Genomic DNA, 17,853 nt, shown 5'->3' with positions numbered 1-17,853 from the left:
CTAGACCGACTTGACACCCTCGCGCTGTTGTTACCCGACTGCGCTGCAAGATACTAAACCCTTATTCACCAGACCAATTATCAGTGGAGGTGCTCGAGGCCGTTTCATGATTCCAGGTAATGCTGTTGAAGGTGAACTTCACCTCTTCATAGGGCATAAAGTCATCGAAACTGGCGTCCAACATGTTGGGCGAAATGGTTTCGATCTCGACTACTTTGGCGCCTTCCAATTCGATCGAATAGTAATGCACTGGCTGGCCATCGCTGCCGGTGTCGGCACTGCGAAAGAACATAATCGAGCAGGTGAGGCCCTTCGGCTCTGCGAGCAGCTGGTACAACAGCGGCGACGATTTATCGATCAATTTGGTGATACGTAGGTATTCGTGTCGGCGGGACGAGGTGATTTGGCCGCTCAGACGATCGGTTGCGATGCTGCCCTTCTGCGCGAAGCCAACAACATAGATCTCATCTTCGTGTTCTGACTTGAAATAGGCACCGATGCTTTCTTTGGTGCATGCGCCTTCAGTAATGGAATCGCCTTCTTCGGTTTCAATACTCATGAAAATATCTGTAGCCATGATCTCTTCCTTAATAGGTTGTTAGTGATCAAACCAAAAACCAACGGTGCCTGCTGCTATCAAGGCAGGCGACACCGTAGGTCTTTTTCTCTAATTAGCACACTAGACGTTCAACGCTAGGCTCGTTCCAGCACACCGGTCAGCGACAGGGTGAAGTTTGCGCCCATAAACTTAAAGTGCGGCGTAACCTCCAGACCCACTTCATACCAACCCGCTTCGCCATCGACTTCAGTGACGATAATCGCCGCTTTACGCAATGGCCGCTGGCTGCGCGTTGCCGGCGATGGATTTTCTTGGTCGGCGATATACTGGCGAATCCACTTGTTCAGTTCGCTTTCCAGATCGGCACGGCTTTTCCAAGATCCCAGGTTTTCACGCTGCAGAACCTTGATATAGTGCGCTAAGCGGTTGACGATAAACAGATAGGGTAGCTGAGTACCCAGCCGATAATTAAGCTCCATGGCCTTCTCTTCCGGATCGGAGCCGAATATCTTAGGCCGCTGAACCGAGTTCGATGAGAAGAAAGTGGCGTTATCAGAGCCTTTACGCAAGGACAGTGAGATGAAACCCAGATCGGACAGTTCCATTTCTTTACGGTCGGAAATGACCGTTTCAACCGGTCCATCCAGACCTTGGGCGCCATCGCGCTCAACAGCATTGACCGCCATATTGAGGATCGCACCACCGGATTGAGGCCCGATAATGTTCGGACACCAGCGGTAGTTGGCAAAGCTTTCGGTCAAACGAGTGCCATAAGCATAGACCGAGTTAGACCAGAGGTAATCGCTTTTGCCCTGAACGGTTTCGGCGTATTCAAAGGTTTTAACCGGCTTGTTAACGCCGTATTGGACACGACCCATAAAATCAGGCAACACCAAACCCAGGCTGCGCGCGGTATCGTGCTCGCGCAGACCCTGCCAGGCCTTATATTGCGGGCCGTCAAAGATGGATTCGACTTCCGCCAGGCTGGCCAATTCAGAAAAATCCTGTAAGCCGAACATTGCTGGGGCGGCCGAGCTGATAAAGGGCGCATGGGTGACCGAACTCAGGTCTGCCATTTGCTTGAGGAACTCAACATCGGCCGCACCATAACTGAAGTTATAGTCGCCTAAGACCACACCGACAGGCTCGCCACCAAACTGGCCATATTCCTGGGTATACACAATCTTATAAAAAGCCGATTGGCTCAGCTTGGGCGCGTCTTCGAAGTCCTCTTTCAACTCATCGAGGGTAACATCAAGCAGTTCGATCTTGATATTTTCATCAAAGTTGGTGCGATTGACCAAAAACTGCAACCCACGCCAGCTGCGCTCGCTTTTTTGGAATTCTGGATGATGCAAAATTGCATCCATTTGTCGACTCAGACGGGCGTCCAACTCGGCAATCATATCGTCTACGGCCTTTTTATCGACCTTAACAACCATCTCGTCTTGTTGCGCCAGCATGCCCGACAAAAGCCGTTGCACACCGGCCTTGGCCAGATCGAAGCCATCGCTATGCTCTTCTAGGCGGGTCTGTGACATGACCTCATCTAGGAGTGATTGAGCTTGCTTACTCATCGCAAAACCCTCTATTTCTTATCCAATTATATGAACCGCAGACGCCGACTAGGCAGCGTCGAATGTTTTGGTGTCTCTTAAAGACCCAATTCGTGTTTTAGCTGATCGCGCTTGTCCGGGTTCTCAAGCATCAGCTTGAGCGTCTTGCGCAGTCCCGGCACGTTGCCAATGGGTCCCTTCAAAGCCTTGAGCGCATTACGGGCTTCGATGGTTTTACGCAACTCTGGAATGGCATCAAGGATCGAGTCGGGCTCAAAATCCTTAATCTTGCTGACCGGCAGGTGCACATCGATATTTTCACCCCCATCGGTCAGGTGATTTTCGATGCTAAAGTTGAGGGTCACGCCGAGATTTTCGATGACTTCATCGAAATTGGCCTTGTTGATATTGATCGGTGAGCGATCGGCCAAGGGACTGGCATTGTCTTCCGTTGAAAACTTGCCCAATACCATCATCTTAAATGGCAACTCAACCCGCTCGGTCGTAGTGCCGTTTGCTGGACGGTACGAAATGTTAATACGCTCTTTGGGGGCAACACTACCCGTCGTATTTTTAGCCATAACTCCTCCTCGAAGTCCTCTTATATATAACGAGCTAACGAGCTAAGGCCCGAGCGCGCGGATAAAAAATCTATGCTATGAACGGTGCACTTCGAAGGTGAGTTAATGTGAATTTGCCCTGTCAGTACGGTCATTGGTATTTGGACTAAGCTATTCTCTTACATTCATTATTGTTGTTGCTGGCGTGAGGCTACTGCAAAATCTGGAATCACAGTGTTCTTTTAGACTAGCTAGTCCTGAGAATAATACAGTGTAATAAGAAAAACCAGCAGTAGATAGCCTGATAAGGCCCGAAAGGGCGGTTAAGTTGGCCGACGTTTCGGGCCAGTTTACAAGGTAGGTCGCGCTAACATAAAAAGGGAGCAAGGGGCCCGTATCGGCCCCTTGCGGTCAGGCGTTGAGGCCGGATTCGGTCAACAGGGCAGCCATTTTTTCGCCGGCTACGGCGCTGCCTTCATCGCGCTGCCATTCGATATAGCGCGAACAGAAGGCTGCCACCTCCGCGACACCGGTCAGGGCCTTGAGATCTTCCGCGGCACGCACACCAAAGCCGATCGCCAAGGGTAGGTCGGTATGTTGGCGGATACGGGCGACATACTGCTCAAATTCGGTACCCCACTGGGTTTGCTTGCCGGTTACCCCCATGCGGGACACCACATAGATCATACCGCGCGCGGCGCGTGCGATCTTTTCAATGCGCACCTCGGCGGTGTTCGGCGTCACCATCAGCACCGGCGCCAAACCTAGGGCGTCGAGCTTGGGCAACCAGGGCTCCAATTCCTCTACTGGCATATCGGGAATGATCATCGCCTTAAAGCCGGCTGCCGCGGCGTCCTCGAACAGCTTCTCCAAACCGTAGCGATAGAGCGGATTGAGATAGCTCATCAGCACAAAGGTGGCCTCTGGGTGGCGAGCACTCACGGTTTTAGCCAGTTCTAGCGTCGCGCGCACCGAGCCGCCCTGCTTCAGCGCCTCATAACAGGCGTTGACCAGGGTATGGCCATCGGCCACTGGGTCACTAAAGGGCACCTGCAACTCGATCATTTTGACCCCGGCCTCGACCAGGCCGGCGATGGCGAGCTCGTTTTCAGCCAAGGATGGAAAGCCGACCACGGCATGGGACATTACCTGTAATTTGGCGTGTTGAATCGGCAGCATTAGCTTTCTCCTTGGCTGGCGGCAAACAGTTCTTTGGCACGCACCGCTTCGCGCTCTAAAAATTCAGACCACTCTGGTTGCGGAAAGGCGCGCGCTATGTTGAAAATGTCTTTGTCCCCACGGCCGCTCAAATTAATAATGACATGTTGATCCGGGCGCATGCTCTTGGCACGCTTGAAACCACCGGCTAGGGCATGGGCCGATTCCATCGCAGGGATAATGCCCTCCGTTTTCATCAGGAGTTTAAAAGCATCGGTCACTTCATGGTCGAGCGCGCTTTCCGGGGTAACCCGTCCGGTTTGGCTCAGATGGGCCAGGATCGGCGATACGCCAACATAATCTAAACCGGCCGCAATAGAATGAGTATCGCCGAGCTGGCCATCCTCATTTTGCAAAAACAGCGTCTTATAACCTTGGGCAATGCCCGTCTCGGCGGTATTGGGCAAGAGCCGGACCGAATGCTGGCCGGGCGCCAAGCTGATGCCGCCCGCCTCGATACCCACTAAGGCTACCTCAGGATCATCGAGGAAAGCGGAAAACGCGCCCATGGCATTGGAACCACCACCGACACAGGCAACCACCTCATCGGGTAAGCGGCCAATCTGCGCCAGAGACTGGACCTTCATCTCCTGCGAAATCACACTCTGGAAGTAGCTGACCATTTCCGGGAAGGGGGCCGGACCACAGGCGGTACCGAGCACATAGTGCGTGGTTTCCACGCTCGCGGCCCAATCGCGCAGGGCCTCATCGAGTGCTTCTTTGAGGGTCCGGGCACCGGTCTCAACGCCGACTACCGTCGCGCCCAATTGGCGCATCCAAAAGACATTTGAGTATTGCCGTTCAATATCATCAGCACCCATATAGATGGTCGCGTCCAAACCCAGGCGGGCCGCCATAATGGCCGTCGCCAAGCCGTGCTGACCGGCGCCGGTTTCAGCGATTACCCGCTTCTTACCCATACGCTGGACTAACAGGCCCTGACCGAGCACATTGTTCATCTTATGCGCGCCGGAATGATTCAGGTCTTCCCGCTTGAGCCAGAGTTGGGCTCCACCTAGCTGGGCCGACAGCCGTCGCAACGGCGTCAGCGGCGTCGGGCGGCCACTGAATTCTTGGGTAAGGGTGAGATATTCTTGCCAAAACGATGGCTCTTCACGCAGTTCAAAGAACATGGTCTCCAGCTGCTGCAGGGCTGGGAGCAGAATTTCGGGCACATAGCGGCCGCCGAATTCACCAAAAAAGCCATTGTTGCTGCGTATCATCATAATTCCTTAGTTGAAGCTGAGCTGGACATGTCGTTTAGGCTGGTTTGCAGCGCGCCACCCGATGAAGCCATTAGGGCGTGACATTAACTAAACGGTTTAGTAAAGTTTGCACCAAGACAATTAGACAATCAAGCAGTTTTTATGGCCCAGAATTCAAAGAAAGACCAGATCGCCCATGCTGCCCTGCCGCTGTTCCTGGAATTCGGTTTTAAGGGCAGTTCGGTGGATATGGTGGTCAAAAATGCTGGGGTATCCAAACCCACCGTCTACAACCATTTTCCCGACAAGGCGGCGCTGCTCTGCTATGTGCTTCAGGTCTGGTTGCGCGATCGGCCCGCACCTCGGCTGGCGGCCGCCACCTTGGACGAGCTCGCCGACCAACTCGACCGGGACTGCTTTAGCCCCACCAGCTTGGGGCTGTATAGGTTGGTAATAGGTGAGAACGGCCGATGTCCGGCGGCTAAGGCGTGTTTTCAGGCCGGATTCGATCGGCCCTGGCGTGACGAACTTACGCGCTGGGCGCTCGAACGGGGTTTCGATCCGCACCCAATAGAGGCACACTTCAGCCATCTTTTGCTGAGGCACCTGTTCGATGGAACCCTTTGATGTTCGTTATGACCTCTTTAATGGTGCCCAAATCAAGCTGACAGCCGACAGGGTATCACCCGACGAGCTAAGCAGACTGATCGGCCAACTGAGCGACGCGGGTAAACAGCTGGTCTGGCTCACCTTACCGATTCACCAGGCCCACCTGATCGCCTGCTTTACCGAGCAAGGCTTTGTCTTCCAGCTCTGTCAAGAACAGGAACTGACCCTGGTGCTGCGGATCCAGGCCGACGCCTATGCCCCCTTCGCACCGACGCACACCCTTGGCGTCGGTGGGCTGGTGTTAAACCCGGCGGGCGAGGTATTGCTTATTCGCGATCGCATGATGCGCGGACAGGGTTTTAAATTGCCCGGCGGCTATGTCGATATGGGGGAGTCGGTGCAACGGGCCGCCGAACGTGAAGTGCGCGAAGAAACCGGGATTCGGGCTAGCTTTAGCGCACTGGTCGGCTTAATCGGCAAGTACCCCCATCAATACAACAAGGGCAACCTATACCTGGTTTGCCGGCTTACCGCGCTAAGTACAACGATCGAAATACAGGACACCGCCGAGATAGAAGCCGCCGTCTGGATGCCGGTCGCCGATTTTTTGGCCGACAGCCAAAGCAGTCGATTTCACCGCCACCTGGTGGCATCGCTCACCGACAGCAGTGGCTTAACGCCGAATGCTTTCGAGTTTGACCCCGATCCACTCGGCAGCCGAGAAATCCTGCTGGTCCCCTAAACGGCGCTAAGCATTCTGGACCGTCTTAGGGCTGCTGGGCCAGCGCTTTGTCACCCACTCGTTAACGACAAGGCGCCGTGCGACGGGCCAACAGCGGGACCGAGGCGGCCGAGGCTTACTGCAGTTACACCGCAGGTTTAGGTCTTCGATCGGCTGCTTACTGAGCCAATATTTGAGAGGTGATTCGATTATAAAACCAGACCAATCTGGCAGCCAAGTTCAATTCTACTGAATGAAAAACCAGCCGATAACGATACTCATCGCGTACCAGACCGTGGGAGAATACATTTAACTGAGCAAAATGCCGATGGTGTATTAAAGTTCTCGACGGCCAGGTGTTGAGCCCTACAAATCCGAATCCAACCTAATCATAATAAGATGGAGCAACAAATGAGTGATATTAGCTTTCCGATCAAGGGCTCATGCCAGTGTGGCGGCGTGACCTATGAGCTGCTTTCCGCGCCGCTAAAGGTCCTTGCCTGTCACTGTGTTCAATGTCAGAAATTGTCGACCAGCGCCTTTAGCATCACCGCCGTGGTCTTGGCGAGCGAGCTGGTGTTTCATGGTGCCATGGCGGATTGGAGTCGAACCTGCGACAGCGGCAATCTCAGCAGCGCTAAGTTTTGTCCGACCTGCGGCAACCGGATCTATCATGTGAACCCGGCTGAACCCAATAATATCAAGTTGAAGGCCAGCAACTTGGACGACACCCGAGTGCTCAACCCCTCTGCCCATATCTGGGTAAGCGAAAAGCAGGACTGGTTTCAGTTGCCCGAAGGCGTACCCACCGCCGAAAAAGGCGCCTAACCAACACCCAGAGATCGGGCCAGGCGGTCCGGCCAAAAGCATCGGCACAGATCCAATTGCGTTACCAAAGCGTAATTTCAACACCCTGAATTCGGAGATATTGCGTTGAATCGCCTACGTTTAGTAAGCCTGGCTCTGGCCACCTCCTTGGCCGCTCTCTCGGCGAATGCCTATGACGATACCGGTCTCAACTTGGGCGTGGGTCTGGTGACTTCGGATCTAACCGCCGATGTCGTCGAAAAACCCTTCTTTCCCGGCCTGCAGACCGACACCAAACAGTGGATGCTACTGCCTGGCCTCAGCTATCAATGGCAACAGTTTGGTCTGGGTATCAACGGCATCAACTGGCGCAGCTTGGAATCGGCCGCGCTGCAGACCAAACTGAGCGTCGGTTATCCGAGCAGCAGCATGAGTGTCGGTGGGCAACGCGGTTGGTTCCGTTATGGCTTCAATGCGGCACTGCAGTATAGCGACGGGTTGGCAGGCCGGTTCGGAACCACCCTCGGCCCCTTAGGTTATGAGCGCTCGGTTGGTTTTGACGATCGGACTGATGAACTGAGTGAAAAAGTATCACTCGGAGCGCCGATCTTTATCAGCAAAAAATGGCGCCTCACCGTTATTGGCACCCTAGCCTGGTTGCAAGACAACAAAGCCTTCACACAACAAAAACTCGATATCGCGCAACCGCTAGCACAAGGTCACTACCGGGGTGCCGAAGCCAATATATTTGCTATCTATCGGCTCAATGACGCCACCCGATTATTGCTGTCAACGACGCTCAGCCGCCCGGATAATGACCTGGTGCAGGAAGTCGCTGCAGTACAACCGCTCCAACTGAACCTCTTTGCCCTGCTCAATTATCGCTTTGGATCCTCTGGGGCGGAATAATTGGCACTGGCATCGGTTCGGGTTTCGGTTAGACTCCTCGACCTAAGCGACCGGGCAGCTGTATTGCCAGTCCGCGCTATCAGAAGGGAAACCCATGGCCAACGCCGATTCACTGGTTGTACTCGATTTTGAAACCACCGGCCTGTCACCCGACCAAGGTGATCGGGCGATCGAGATTGGTGCGGTGCGCATCGAGAACGGTCGTGTCACCGAGCATTTTCAGTCACTGATGAACCCGGGTCGGCGAGTGTCGCCCTTTATTGAAAACTATACCGGTATCAGCAATGAGCTGCTCAAGGATGCGCCGCCTTGTGGCGAGGTGATGGCCGAGTTTGCTGACTTCATCGGCACCAGCAACTTATTGGCGCACAACGCGTCGTTCGATAAACGCTTTCTCGATGCCGAACTGCAGCGCATTAACAAGCCCTATGCTGGCGAGTTTACCTGTTCACTTCTAGTCTCGCGGCGGGTCTTCCAGTCCGCCCCGAACCATCGCTTAGGCACCCTAGTCGACTACTGCAACATCGAATCGACCGGCGATTTTCACCGGGCCCTGTATGACTCTCAGATGACCGCACAGCTTTGGCTCGCGATATTGGCAAGCATCCGCACCACTTACCAGCGCAGCGAAATCCCCTTTGCGTTGATGCAGAAACTGTGCAAAACGCCCAAGCCGGGTATCGCCCGATTATTGGCCGTGCCGAGCTAGCCGTTTGCGCTAGCACAGTTCAGTAATATTGACCGATCAGCGCTGGTATTTTATCTTATTGAGCTGTTCTTTCAGTTCGAAAGTGGTGGTCAAGTCGATCTGATATAGATTGGCCAGCGCGGCGACGTAATACAACACGTCCACCAGCTCTTCGGCGATGGACCCCTTCAGCTCACTCAGGGTGGGCTGGCCAACCTTTTCTGCACGGATGGCTTCCGACAATTCACCCACCTCTTCAACCAGTTTTAAAAAGTAACCGGGATCGGGCCGGTCTAGGGTATCAACTGCTTGGATATGGGCCTGCAGTTCGACTAGTTTCATGGGACGCCTCGCTCTGAATTGGGCCGACGGCTGGCCGACTGTTGCGCTCGATTGTGCCCGCTCGGCAACGAAAGTTCATCAAAAAACGCGCGTCTTGATGCCGAGCAAGGCGACTGACAAAACTGACTCTAAATGTAGCGCTAAGCCTTATACTCGGCCCTAAGCGCACAGACGCACCTCAAGGAGCGACGATGAAAATTGGTGAATTAGCAAAAAAGTCTGGTTTATCCGCCCACACCCTGCGATTTTATGAAAAAAGTGGCCTACTGCGAGCCACCACTCGCACGCAGAGCAACTATCGGCTATATAGCCAGGGCGATTTGGACACCGCCGTCTTTATTCGACGCGCCCGCGAGATTGGCTTCAATCTGGACGAGGTCGGGGTGTTCCTATCGATTCGGTCTGACTTATCCGCCCATGTCTGCGCCGAAGCCAAGAGCTTGGCCGATCGCAAGATAGAGGAAGTGACGCACAAGAGGGACCAACTGACGCAGATGTTAAGCGCATTGCACAAACTCTCAAACGCCTGCTGCGGTGGCAGCGAAAGCGCCGAGTATTGTACGATTATCGAGGCCCTTGATCAGCCTCAGGACCACTAATCAGTTCACGAATGAGCCCCGCCAACTGCATCACCCCGGCTTGGTTCGCCCAACTGGTGCGCACGACCAAGGCCACCTCGCGGTGCCGCCCCGGTTCCCGAAACTCAATAAAGACCAGGCCACTGTCAAGTGCGCTCAAGGCTGCGACCGCCAATTGCGGCACCAAGGTGATGCCCTGATGATTGGCCACCAACTGCATCAGGGTGAACAGGCTGGATCCGGCGACCTCGTTGTCGGTCGATAACTGGCAGACTTGCAGGGTATGGCCGCTCAGGCAGTGACTTTTTTCGAGCAACAACAACTTGTGCCCAAGCAGATCTGCCGCGCTCAGGCTAGTGGCTGGCGCCAGTGAATGGCCACGCGGCAGCGCGACATAGAAGCGATCATCAAATAGCGGCATAACCTGCAGCGTCTCGGTGTCGAACGGCAGCGCTAAGATGCCGACATCGAGTGCCCCCGATGTGACCGCCTGGACCAGCTCGTTACTGGTTTTTTCGCTATTCTCCAAGCGTAAGGGAGATGTTTGCCGATGCACCGCCGGTAGCAGGCGTGGCAGTAAAAAGGGCGCGATGGTGGGGATCAGCCCAACTTTTAACGCCGCGATCGGCCGCTGGGTCGGATCCGCCGAACCCAGCCAGCGGTCCGCCAAGGCCAACAGCTGTTCCGCATCGGCGGCCAACCGTTTGGCTTCGGCCTTAATAATGATGTTGCGCTTATTAATCCGCTCGACCAACTGCACCCCGAGCAGGGATTCCAGCTCGGCAATACTGGCGCTCATGGTCGATTGGGTGACGAAACACAGCTCCGCAGCTTGGCCAAAATGACCGGTTCGCACAAGAGCGACTAAGTACTGCAGCTGTTTAAAGCTCGGATAGTGCACCGCCATGGCTCAACTAAGCTCCTTAACCAAGCTTTGCCGCAAAGTTTGCGGCCCGAGCAAGACAAAACCAACGGTTCGCTCGTCCAACTTTGCCCGACCCACCAACCCTTCGTCCTGCTCGATAAAGCTCCAGCGTGCGCCTGGAGGCGCCGGCACCAAGCTGATCGGCACGGCCGGTGTTTTCACCGCCACCGGCATCAGGGGAAAGACGATATCGGTCGGCGTTCCGGTCAGAGTCGCCGCCAGTGCCCGTGCAGCATGCATAATGGGCATGATGTAGGGCAACCAGCGCTCACCGTATTGGGCGCAATCCCCCAGTGCCGAGATACGGGGATCATCGGTTTGGCCGAGCGGGTTGACCACTATGCCACGCGAGACCGTCAGACCGGCGGCGCTGGCCAGATCGACATTGGGTCTCAAGCCGACTGCACTGAGCACCAGATCGACCTCCAAGTGTTGATCATCGGACAGGGTTAGCGTGAAGCCCGCCTTAGCTTGGTCGATTCGGGCCACGGTCTGGCCCAACTGCCACTGTACGCCCGCTGCGGTCAGTTTTTGCTCGACAAAACGACCGGCTGTTTCAGGCAACAGGCTCGCCAGCGGCCATGGATCCGGACCGATTACCGTGACTTGTTTGTCGGCATGGAGCAGGTCATTGGCGAATTCACAGCCAATCAGACCCGGACCGATAATCGCTACCCGATCCGCCTTTGCCAGGCGCTCGCGAAACAGTTGGTAGTCGTGAATCTGATTGACGCGCACCACCTGATCGGCGCCGTCACCGGCCGTGGGTAAGTGCAGCTGTTCAGCCCCCCAGGCCAAGACCAGTTGATCGTAGTCGACTGGTCCCTGGTCGGTCAGCACCTGCTGTCGGTCGCGATCGATGCCCGTCACCTGGGTCTGCACCAGAACCTGCAGATCGTATTGGGCGGCCATCTTAGCCGCCGGTGACAGAATCAGCTGCTCCGGTGACTTGCCCACGGCGAGGGCATTGGACAGCATGGGCTTGCTATAGGAGTCGCCATTGTCGCGCGTGATCAGCGTGATCCGGGCGAGTGGGTCCTTTTTACGCACTTCCCGGGCCAGCGTATAACCTGCCATACCGGTGCCAATTATTACCAGATTCATAAAGGTTCCTACTAAAGTTCGACCATTTCGAAGTCTTCTTTCGCCACGCCGCATTCCGGGCAGGCCCAATCGTCAGGGATGTCTGCCCAGCGCGTGCCGGCGATCAACCCTTCCTCGGGCAGGCCTAAGGCTTCGTCATAGATAAAACCGCAGACGATACATTCAAACTTTTTAAAATCACTCATAGTGCTGTTCTCCAATGGGGTTCGGGTTAACTCGGCTATATTGGCTAGGGCTAAGGATTGGACTTTAGGTTGTCCAAGGTAGCTTGATAATGTTGAGCATGACGCTGCTCGACCTTGGCCAGGGCCGCAAAACGCTTTTCCGCCTTTAGCAGCAGTCGGCTGAATAATTCAGCGTGCTCTTTTGACTCCTCGATCTGCTCATCCATTTCGTTCACGGCCGCTTGGTTGCCTTCGAGCATGGCGGTATTACGGAATTCCGGATACATAGTAGTGTATTCGTAGGTCTCCCCATCGATGGCCAGTTGCAACATGGTTTCGACGCTCAGGCTGTCGGGTGGAAATAATAGCTCTAAATGGCCGTGAGCATGCTTCGTTTCTTGCTCAGCGGTGGCCTCAAATATCTGTGCCACATTCTCCGCCCCCAGGCGACGGGCATGCTTGGCAAAATAAAGATATTTACGGTTGGCCATGCTTTCGCCGGCAAAGGCGGCTTCTAGGTTTTTGATGGTTTGGCTCATAATCTGTTCCTCAGTTGGTTAGGAAACAGATCTTACCTAGGTTATTTAATCGCTTATAACGAATAAAATCAATATTATATATTGAACAAACCACTTAAAGTGATCAGCTTTCGCAGGCGCGACCTAATTCTGAAAAAGCCAGGCGATTTAAGCCGTAAATGGCTTCGACATTGGTCAGCAACTTATGCAGAATAAGCTTCCTAATTTATAGCTGGACCCGCCGTGCCGCTTACGCCTGAAGAAATCGATCAGTTTCATACTCGGGGCTACCTGATACTCAACGCGACCGAGCGCGGCTTTATCGATACGGCCCAATTGGCCCGTATGCAGGATGCGGCCGAGCAGCAGTTGCTCGACGCCCAACAACCCTTGGAGCTGGAAACCAGTACCGGCTACCCCGGCGCACCGGACTCTGTCCAGGCGCGGGGCGGCAGCACGGTGCGGCGCCTGTTAGGCGCGCACGGTCGGCACCGCAGTTGGCAAGCCTGGGCGACCAACAAGGCCGTAGTTGAGAGTCTGGCGACCCTGTTGGACGGTCCTGGCGTGGTGCTCAATCGAGTGCACCACAATTGCCTAATGACTAAAAATCCACGCTTTAGCAGTGCCACGGGTTGGCATCAGGACATTCGTTATTGGGCGTTCGACTTGCCTGAGTTGATCAGTGTCTGGCTGGCGCTGGGCAACGAGAGCGGCGAAAATGGCGGACTGAGGGTGGTGCCGGGCAGTCATCGACTGGCTCTAGCGAGCGAGCGCTTTGACCAACAACTTTTTTTGGATCCCGACCGCGCTGACAATGAACCGCTGTTGGCACAGGCGGTCGATCTGACCTTGGCCGCCGGTGAGGTGCTGTTTTTTCACTGCAAACTGCTGCACAGCGCAGCACCGAACCACAGTAACCGCACCAAATATGCGTTGGTCTTCACTTACCACGATGGCCGCAATGGCCCGGTAGTTGGGAGTCGATCGGCGGCCCTATCGGGCATTAGACTGGCCGACTGAGACGCGTGCCGAGAGCAATCGAAACCACCTACTGCTTTAGGGCAATACGCCCGGCCTTGACCACCTGAGGTCGAATTCGAACCCGACCCGAGAGAATATAGAGGTCGCCATTGGTGCCCACCAGCTGGATGGGCACAAAGGCCGCCTTAGCAATTGCGGCGTTGGCGTGCAAATGCTCGGTTTCACCGTGCACTGGGATAGCGATTGTCGGTTGAACCCAACGATACAGCTCGGCGACCTCATCGGCACAGGGGTGACCGGAGGCATGGATCGGTTTAGCCGCAGCCTTGGCGACCACTATGTGCACCTGTTTGCGTTCCAGCGCGGCAATCAGCCGGGCGACACTGTGCTCATTACCCGGAATAACGATTGAACTGAAGATCACCGTATCGCCGGCGTCCAACTCGCAAGCGTAATGGCTGTTGTTGGCAAGCCGATTCAACGCCGTACGCGGTTCGCCCTGACTGCCGGTGGCGACCAATAAGACTTCCGACTTGGGCAAGTAGGCCAGATGACTGGCTTCGATCAGGCGCAGATCCTTGGGCCAGACATCGGTCGCCTGGGCGGTACTGACCATATTCTGCAAGGACCGCCCGAGCAAGGCCATATAACGTCCGGTTTGTTGCGCAATTTTCGCCAAGGTAATAAGCCGCGCGATATTACTACCAAAACAGCCCACCACAACACGGCCCTCGGCGGCCTCAACTAACTCATACAGGCCGTCATAGAGTTCCCCCTCCGAGAGCGAACGGCCGGGTCGATTGGCGTTGGTGGAATCGCACACCATGGCGGTGATGTTCTCGTGCGCCAATTCCTGAAACGGCAACGGATCGAAGGGTTCACCCACCACCGGCTGATAGTCGATCTTCCAATCGGCGGTGTGGAACACATTGCCGGCAGCGGTGCGAATCACTAGGGAATGCGGCTCGGGCAGGGAATGCGTCAGAGGTAACCATTCAACATTGAACGGGCCAATATCGATGCGTGCACGCGATTCAACTTCTATAATGGGCACCTTGCCCGCCAGGCCGACCTGGGCCAGCTTGCGGCGCAAAAATTCAGCGGTAAAGGCGGTGGTGTAGACCGGGCAGCGAAACCGACGCCAGAGTTGCGGCACCGCTCCGAGGTGGTCTTCATGCGCGTGAGTGATCACGATGCCGACCAAATCCTCGTGCCGGTCGGCAATAAAGCTCGGATCGGCACTGACTACCTCATGCAAGGTCGTGGCATCTGGGCTCAGGCTGGCATTAAAGGTGACACCGCAATCGACCATCAGCCATTTGCCGGCATGGCCGTACAGATTGAGGTTCATGCCGATTTCACCGGTACCGCCTAAGGGCAGAAACCAGAGGTCGTGCTCGCTGGGGCTGAGAGTGGAGATGGTGAACATTCCTTTTTAATAAACCAAATACTCGGTCGCGCGACCGATCTACCAGGATGATACGATGACAGGGGCCTTATCGCGACCTTTAAAGCCGGCAGATGTTAGCCGCGCCGGCGCAATGCACCACCTTTACAGGCTCTCGACACAGGCACAGCATGATCGACAGAGCTTGATCTACCGGTTAGGTCGATGACCGAGCGCCTCAGGTTTAGTTCCAAAAATGGCTAGTCTATTGGCCAAAAGCCCTTACACTGGGTTGCTATACTCCGCTTTGCAGGCCAAGGTATGACTGAGCGCATCGAATTGACCCCCAGCCAATGTCAACGCGCCCGAGCGGCCCGTGATGGCCACTTTTTTGTCGCCGCTGCCGACCTCTCGCCCTGGGGCAGCTACGCCACCTTTCAATGCGGGAATGCAACCTTATGACGGACTATCAAACTGTTTATCAACGCATCGACAGCCCCCTCGGCCCGATCACGCTGAGCGCGCATGACCAGGGCGTGCTCGGCGTCTGGTTTACCCGTCAGACCAGTCAACCGGCCGACCTGGGGCGGCCGTCAGCCGACCATGCTATGATTCGCTGGGCCCGCGCCGAACTGGCCGACTACTTTGACGGTCACTTTTCCGGCTCGGGGCGCAGTTTTAGTGTTCCGCTGGCAGCATCGGGCACACCGTTTCAATGCCTGGTCTGGCAAGCCCTAGGCACCATTCCCTATGGTCAAACCTGGAGCTATCAGGATCTCGCCGAGGCCATCGGCCGGCCCACGGCCGCGCGTGCCGTGGGCATGGCCAATGGCAAAAACCCGCTTTCGATCCTGGTGCCGTGCCACCGGGTGATTGGCAAAGGCGGTCAATTGACCGGCTATGCCGGCGGTATTGAGCGCAAAGTCTGGTTGCTCAACCATGAGGCAAACATCCCCCATAAGACCTCAGTCCGCTTCGACTGAGTCGAGGCCTGAACGGCGCCTCTGTCGTCTCTCGACAGCGCAAGTGGGTCGAGTCCCTGCGGCCAAAGCCTTGGCATGCACGAGTCCATCTGGCTGTTTATCACGCCTTAACTGGAGCTTATTGAGCGGTTTCGGGTAGACTGTGGCCGTCTATTCGGAACAGCTCTGGCGTGCCGGCCGAATTCGTCGACGGATCTGTCCATAACCCAGATCGGTCGAGGGCAAGCGATTGGTAATAATCGCTCGGTAACATTGCCTTGGCCCACGCCCGGCTGCGATAATCCCGCGCACCGGGCGACCCGAGGTAGGGCGCCAGACTATTGACCACCGAACATCCCTGACTGCTAAGGATCAACATGTTGCTCAACCTGTTAAAAGATTCACTCAATTTTTATCGGCGTAATTTTGTTTTTCTGGCGATGATTGTCTTACCCTTTTCGATATTTGTGGGTCTCTTTGAGCTGCTCTTTAATCAGCAGGAGCTGCCCGATAGCGGTCTACTAACCAATCCGTCAACACCCTTTTTGTTGTCTTTGTTGATCTACCCTATTTCCCAAGGCGCGCTGGTCCTGGCGATTGCCGCCTCAGTTGAGGGCCAATATCCGTCCTTGCCATCCCTCTGGAAGCAGGGTCTTCGGCTCTGGTTCCCGGTTGCGGCGGTTAACTTTCTCTATGCTGCGGCGATCCTCGGCGGGCTCTTTATGCTGGTCATACCGGGTCTGATCTTTATGGTGCGCTTTATGTTCGCGGAGTACGCGGTGGTGCTCAACAAACAGCATCCATTGGATGCCATGCGCACCAGCTGGACGCTCAGTGGCGGTTACTTCAGGCTAATATTGGGTGGGTTTTTGGTTATTACGGCGCTAATTTATTTTCCGGCGCTGATGCTCACCAATCTGCTCAATGAACTGGAGATTGCGCCTTTTTTCAGCGAGTTTTTGCCGTCGCAACTGTTCAGTGTGCTGGGGACCTTTTACGCCGTGTTTGTCTTTCGAGTCTTTCATCAGGCGCAGAATGACGTTAAGGCAACGCCAGACGCCTAATCAGCACGGCGCTATAAAGCGGGCCCATCCTAGTGATGGGCGTTCAATGCGGACCACCTAGTCCTCGTCGTCATCGGCTCCGGTGACCCGGGCAATGCGCTCACGCTCTTCCTGTTCTTCCTGAATCACGGCTTTAATTTCTTCCAGCACCGAGTCGACATTGGCATTCTCATCGTTGCCTTCGAACAGGCCGGTTAATTCATAGTCGACAGTTAACTCACCCGCGGCAAACAGCTCCCATATTTCTTCGGCGTATCGGGTTGTGGCCAGTTCGGGCGCGAAATGAGCATAGTACTGGGTCATCTTATTCACATCCCGGGCAAACATCGCCTGGGCATTGTTATTGGCCGCGGCATAGACAGCCTGCGGTAGATCGATCACGACTGGCCCATAAGCGTCGAGCAGGACATTAAATTCTGACAAGTCACCGTGTACCAGGCCAGCGCACAACATCAGCTTAATGTAATGCATCATCAGATAGTGATCTTCTAAGGCCTGCTCTTCGGTTAACACCACATCATCGAGGCGCGGTGCTACATCGCCCTGATCATCGGTTATCAACTCCATCAACAGCACGCCATCGATACAGCCATAGGTTTCCGGGACTCGAACGCCGGCGGCCTTTAACTGCGCAAGGGCGTCCACTTCGGCATTTTGCCAGATTTCTTCCTGCTGCTTGCGCCCGAAGGTCGAGCGTTTTTCCATGGCCCGCGCCCGACGACCGCTGCGCACGGCTCGGCCCTCCTGGTATTGTGCGGCCTTCTTAAAACTGCGCTTGGCGGCGTCTTTATAGACCTTGGCACAGCGAACATGGTCACCACAGCGGACGATGAAGATATCCGCCTCTTTTCCGCTCATCAGGCGGCTGATCACTTCGTTGATTAATCCATCGTCGACGAGTGGTTGTAGGCGTGCAGGAACTTTCATGGCAACCTTTCAAGTAGGGTGAACAACTCGGCTCGACCGTCCGATGTTGGCATCGGCCGAAAAATGACG

22 protein-coding genes are annotated in these 17,853 nt (G+C 55.2%); 10 read left to right on the top strand and 12 right to left on the bottom strand.

Going from position 1 to position 17,853, the window contains the following annotated elements; genetic code table 11:
- Positions 1–61: 61 nt before the first annotated feature.
- The 5 genes from tssD to trpB all read right to left on the bottom strand — a co-directional run bounded on the left by tssD (position 62) and on the right by trpB (position 5,116).
- Positions 62–577: a type VI secretion system tube protein TssD gene (gene tssD, locus AC4FIC_RS00985; protein WP_100255727.1), complete on the bottom strand. Its 516-nt coding sequence runs from the start codon at positions 575–577 to the stop codon at positions 62–64.
- A 116-nt stretch (positions 578–693) separates the two neighbouring features.
- The gene (gene tssC / locus AC4FIC_RS00980; RefSeq protein ID WP_100255726.1) at positions 694–2,136 is read right to left on the bottom strand and encodes a type VI secretion system contractile sheath large subunit; all 1,443 of its coding nucleotides are present in this window, start codon (positions 2,134–2,136) and stop codon (positions 694–696) included.
- 77 nt (positions 2,137–2,213) lie between these two features.
- A complete protein-coding gene (gene tssB, locus AC4FIC_RS00975) occupies positions 2,214–2,696 on the bottom strand; it encodes a type VI secretion system contractile sheath small subunit (RefSeq protein ID WP_100255725.1) in 483 nt (160 codons plus the stop codon).
- A gap of 390 nt (positions 2,697–3,086) precedes the next feature.
- Positions 3,087–3,854, bottom strand: coding sequence for a tryptophan synthase subunit alpha (gene trpA, locus AC4FIC_RS00970; RefSeq protein ID WP_273285747.1), 768 nt, complete (start codon positions 3,852–3,854; stop codon positions 3,087–3,089).
- Complete coding sequence (gene trpB / locus AC4FIC_RS00965) at positions 3,854–5,116, bottom strand: tryptophan synthase subunit beta (protein WP_100255723.1); 1,263 nt, start codon at positions 5,114–5,116, stop codon at positions 3,854–3,856. The genes trpA and trpB overlap by 1 nt, the downstream gene beginning before the upstream one ends.
- Before the next feature lie 144 nt (positions 5,117–5,260).
- On the opposite strand from trpB, the gene AC4FIC_RS00960 reads away from it, so the two are divergent.
- The 5 genes from AC4FIC_RS00960 (at position 5,261) to AC4FIC_RS00940 (ending at position 8,853) form a co-directional block, all read left to right on the top strand.
- Positions 5,261–5,725: a TetR/AcrR family transcriptional regulator gene (locus AC4FIC_RS00960; RefSeq protein ID WP_273285746.1), complete on the top strand. Its 465-nt coding sequence runs from the start codon at positions 5,261–5,263 to the stop codon at positions 5,723–5,725.
- Positions 5,712–6,449, top strand: a complete 738-nt coding sequence (locus AC4FIC_RS00955) for an NUDIX hydrolase (protein WP_273285745.1) — start codon at positions 5,712–5,714, stop codon at positions 6,447–6,449. Before AC4FIC_RS00960 ends, AC4FIC_RS00955 begins: the two co-directional genes overlap by 14 nt.
- A gap of 390 nt (positions 6,450–6,839) precedes the next feature.
- On the top strand, positions 6,840–7,256 hold the full coding sequence (locus AC4FIC_RS00950) for a GFA family protein (RefSeq protein ID WP_100255720.1): 417 nt from the start codon (positions 6,840–6,842) through the stop codon (positions 7,254–7,256).
- Positions 7,257–7,361: 105 nt separating this feature from the next.
- Positions 7,362–8,144: a hypothetical protein gene (locus AC4FIC_RS00945; RefSeq protein ID WP_100255719.1), complete on the top strand. Its 783-nt coding sequence runs from the start codon at positions 7,362–7,364 to the stop codon at positions 8,142–8,144.
- A 94-nt stretch (positions 8,145–8,238) separates the two neighbouring features.
- Positions 8,239–8,853, top strand: a complete 615-nt coding sequence (locus AC4FIC_RS00940) for a 3'-5' exonuclease (RefSeq protein WP_100255718.1) — start codon at positions 8,239–8,241, stop codon at positions 8,851–8,853.
- Positions 8,854–8,889: 36 nt separating this feature from the next.
- Here the strand turns inward: AC4FIC_RS00940 and AC4FIC_RS00935 are convergent, their stop codons facing one another.
- Positions 8,890–9,174, bottom strand: a complete 285-nt coding sequence (locus AC4FIC_RS00935; protein WP_273285743.1) for a MazG nucleotide pyrophosphohydrolase domain-containing protein — start codon at positions 9,172–9,174, stop codon at positions 8,890–8,892.
- Positions 9,175–9,365: 191 nt separating this feature from the next.
- Between AC4FIC_RS00935 and zntR the strand changes: the two genes are divergently transcribed.
- Positions 9,366–9,773 carry a Zn(2+)-responsive transcriptional regulator gene (zntR, locus tag AC4FIC_RS00930; RefSeq protein WP_100255716.1) on the top strand — a complete coding sequence of 136 codons (408 nt, stop codon included), beginning with the start codon at positions 9,366–9,368 and terminating at the stop codon, positions 9,771–9,773.
- Here zntR and AC4FIC_RS00925 read toward each other — a convergent pair.
- Genes AC4FIC_RS00925 through AC4FIC_RS00910 form a run of 4 tightly spaced genes read right to left on the bottom strand, consistent with a single transcriptional unit; the run spans position 9,739 to position 12,484 of the window.
- Positions 9,739–10,659 (bottom strand): hydrogen peroxide-inducible genes activator, encoded by a 921-nt coding sequence (locus AC4FIC_RS00925; RefSeq protein WP_100255715.1) that lies wholly within the window; start codon positions 10,657–10,659, stop codon positions 9,739–9,741. The genes zntR and AC4FIC_RS00925 overlap by 35 nt on opposite strands.
- 3 nt (positions 10,660–10,662) lie before the next feature.
- Positions 10,663–11,781 (bottom strand): NAD(P)/FAD-dependent oxidoreductase, encoded by a 1,119-nt coding sequence (locus AC4FIC_RS00920; RefSeq protein ID WP_100255714.1) that lies wholly within the window; start codon positions 11,779–11,781, stop codon positions 10,663–10,665.
- Positions 11,782–11,792: 11 nt separating this feature from the next.
- Complete coding sequence (locus tag AC4FIC_RS00915) at positions 11,793–11,966, bottom strand: rubredoxin (RefSeq protein ID WP_100255713.1); 174 nt, start codon at positions 11,964–11,966, stop codon at positions 11,793–11,795.
- Positions 11,967–12,016: 50 nt separating this feature from the next.
- A complete protein-coding gene (locus AC4FIC_RS00910) occupies positions 12,017–12,484 on the bottom strand; it encodes a rubrerythrin family protein (RefSeq protein WP_100255712.1) in 468 nt (155 codons plus the stop codon).
- A 222-nt stretch (positions 12,485–12,706) separates the two neighbouring features.
- On the opposite strand from AC4FIC_RS00910, the gene AC4FIC_RS00905 reads away from it, so the two are divergent.
- Entirely contained in the window at positions 12,707–13,483 is a 777-nt protein-coding gene (locus AC4FIC_RS00905; protein ID WP_100255711.1) for a phytanoyl-CoA dioxygenase family protein, read from the top strand.
- A 28-nt stretch (positions 13,484–13,511) separates the two neighbouring features.
- Here AC4FIC_RS00905 and AC4FIC_RS00900 read toward each other — a convergent pair whose 3' ends face one another.
- Positions 13,512–14,873 (bottom strand): ribonuclease J, encoded by a 1,362-nt coding sequence (locus tag AC4FIC_RS00900; protein ID WP_273285742.1) that lies wholly within the window; start codon positions 14,871–14,873, stop codon positions 13,512–13,514.
- 279 nt (positions 14,874–15,152) lie between these two features.
- Here AC4FIC_RS00900 and AC4FIC_RS00895 point away from each other — a divergent pair, with 279 nt between their 5' ends.
- The 3 genes from AC4FIC_RS00895 to AC4FIC_RS00885 all read left to right on the top strand — a co-directional run bounded on the left by AC4FIC_RS00895 (position 15,153) and on the right by AC4FIC_RS00885 (position 16,857).
- Positions 15,153–15,293 carry a hypothetical protein gene (locus AC4FIC_RS00895; RefSeq protein ID WP_158524249.1) on the top strand — a complete coding sequence of 47 codons (141 nt, stop codon included), beginning with the start codon at positions 15,153–15,155 and terminating at the stop codon, positions 15,291–15,293.
- Positions 15,290–15,814, top strand: a complete 525-nt coding sequence (locus AC4FIC_RS00890) for a methylated-DNA--[protein]-cysteine S-methyltransferase (protein WP_100255710.1) — start codon at positions 15,290–15,292, stop codon at positions 15,812–15,814. Before AC4FIC_RS00895 ends, AC4FIC_RS00890 begins: the two co-directional genes overlap by 4 nt.
- Positions 15,815–16,170: 356 nt before the next feature.
- On the top strand, positions 16,171–16,857 hold the full coding sequence (locus tag AC4FIC_RS00885; protein WP_100255708.1) for a hypothetical protein: 687 nt from the start codon (positions 16,171–16,173) through the stop codon (positions 16,855–16,857).
- Between the two features lie 57 nt (positions 16,858–16,914).
- Here the strand turns inward: AC4FIC_RS00885 and AC4FIC_RS00880 are convergent, their stop codons facing one another.
- Complete coding sequence (locus AC4FIC_RS00880; RefSeq protein WP_100255707.1) at positions 16,915–17,784, bottom strand: PA4780 family RIO1-like protein kinase; 870 nt, start codon at positions 17,782–17,784, stop codon at positions 16,915–16,917.
- Between the last annotated feature and the right edge of the window lie 69 nt (positions 17,785–17,853).

Source organism: Reinekea sp. (assembly GCF_982785585.1).
This window is presented reverse-complemented; position numbering and strand designations above follow the sequence as displayed.

Excerpts from the sequence above, each read along its gene's own strand:
- AC4FIC_RS00895 (WP_158524249.1), top strand. The coding sequence starts at position 15,153 with ATGACTGAGCGCATCGAATTGACCCCCAGCCAATGTCAACGCGCCCGA.
- AC4FIC_RS00960 (WP_273285746.1), top strand. The coding sequence starts at position 5,261 with ATGGCCCAGAATTCAAAGAAAGACCAGATCGCCCATGCTGCCCTGCCG.
- AC4FIC_RS00890 (WP_100255710.1), top strand. The coding sequence starts at position 15,290 with ATGACGGACTATCAAACTGTTTATCAACGCATCGACAGCCCCCTCGGC.
- AC4FIC_RS00910 (WP_100255712.1), bottom strand. The coding sequence starts at position 12,484 with ATGAGCCAAACCATCAAAAACCTAGAAGCCGCCTTTGCCGGCGAAAGC.
- AC4FIC_RS00885 (WP_100255708.1), top strand. The coding sequence starts at position 16,171 with ATGTTGCTCAACCTGTTAAAAGATTCACTCAATTTTTATCGGCGTAAT.
- trpA (WP_273285747.1), bottom strand. The coding sequence starts at position 3,854 with ATGCTGCCGATTCAACACGCCAAATTACAGGTAATGTCCCATGCCGTG.
- AC4FIC_RS00935 (WP_273285743.1), bottom strand. The coding sequence starts at position 9,174 with ATGAAACTAGTCGAACTGCAGGCCCATATCCAAGCAGTTGATACCCTA.
- AC4FIC_RS00880 (WP_100255707.1), bottom strand. The coding sequence starts at position 17,784 with ATGAAAGTTCCTGCACGCCTACAACCACTCGTCGACGATGGATTAATC.
- AC4FIC_RS00900 (WP_273285742.1), bottom strand. The coding sequence starts at position 14,873 with ATGTTCACCATCTCCACTCTCAGCCCCAGCGAGCACGACCTCTGGTTT.
- tssD (WP_100255727.1), bottom strand. The coding sequence starts at position 577 with ATGGCTACAGATATTTTCATGAGTATTGAAACCGAAGAAGGCGATTCC.
- AC4FIC_RS00940 (WP_100255718.1), top strand. The coding sequence starts at position 8,239 with ATGGCCAACGCCGATTCACTGGTTGTACTCGATTTTGAAACCACCGGC.
- AC4FIC_RS00950 (WP_100255720.1), top strand. The coding sequence starts at position 6,840 with ATGAGTGATATTAGCTTTCCGATCAAGGGCTCATGCCAGTGTGGCGGC.
- AC4FIC_RS00920 (WP_100255714.1), bottom strand. The coding sequence starts at position 11,781 with ATGAATCTGGTAATAATTGGCACCGGTATGGCAGGTTATACGCTGGCC.
- tssC (WP_100255726.1), bottom strand. The coding sequence starts at position 2,136 with ATGAGTAAGCAAGCTCAATCACTCCTAGATGAGGTCATGTCACAGACC.
- zntR (WP_100255716.1), top strand. The coding sequence starts at position 9,366 with ATGAAAATTGGTGAATTAGCAAAAAAGTCTGGTTTATCCGCCCACACC.
- AC4FIC_RS00915 (WP_100255713.1), bottom strand. The coding sequence starts at position 11,966 with ATGAGTGATTTTAAAAAGTTTGAATGTATCGTCTGCGGTTTTATCTAT.
- tssB (WP_100255725.1), bottom strand. The coding sequence starts at position 2,696 with ATGGCTAAAAATACGACGGGTAGTGTTGCCCCCAAAGAGCGTATTAAC.
- trpB (WP_100255723.1), bottom strand. The coding sequence starts at position 5,116 with ATGATACGCAGCAACAATGGCTTTTTTGGTGAATTCGGCGGCCGCTAT.
- AC4FIC_RS00925 (WP_100255715.1), bottom strand. The coding sequence starts at position 10,659 with ATGGCGGTGCACTATCCGAGCTTTAAACAGCTGCAGTACTTAGTCGCT.
- AC4FIC_RS00955 (WP_273285745.1), top strand. The coding sequence starts at position 5,712 with ATGGAACCCTTTGATGTTCGTTATGACCTCTTTAATGGTGCCCAAATC.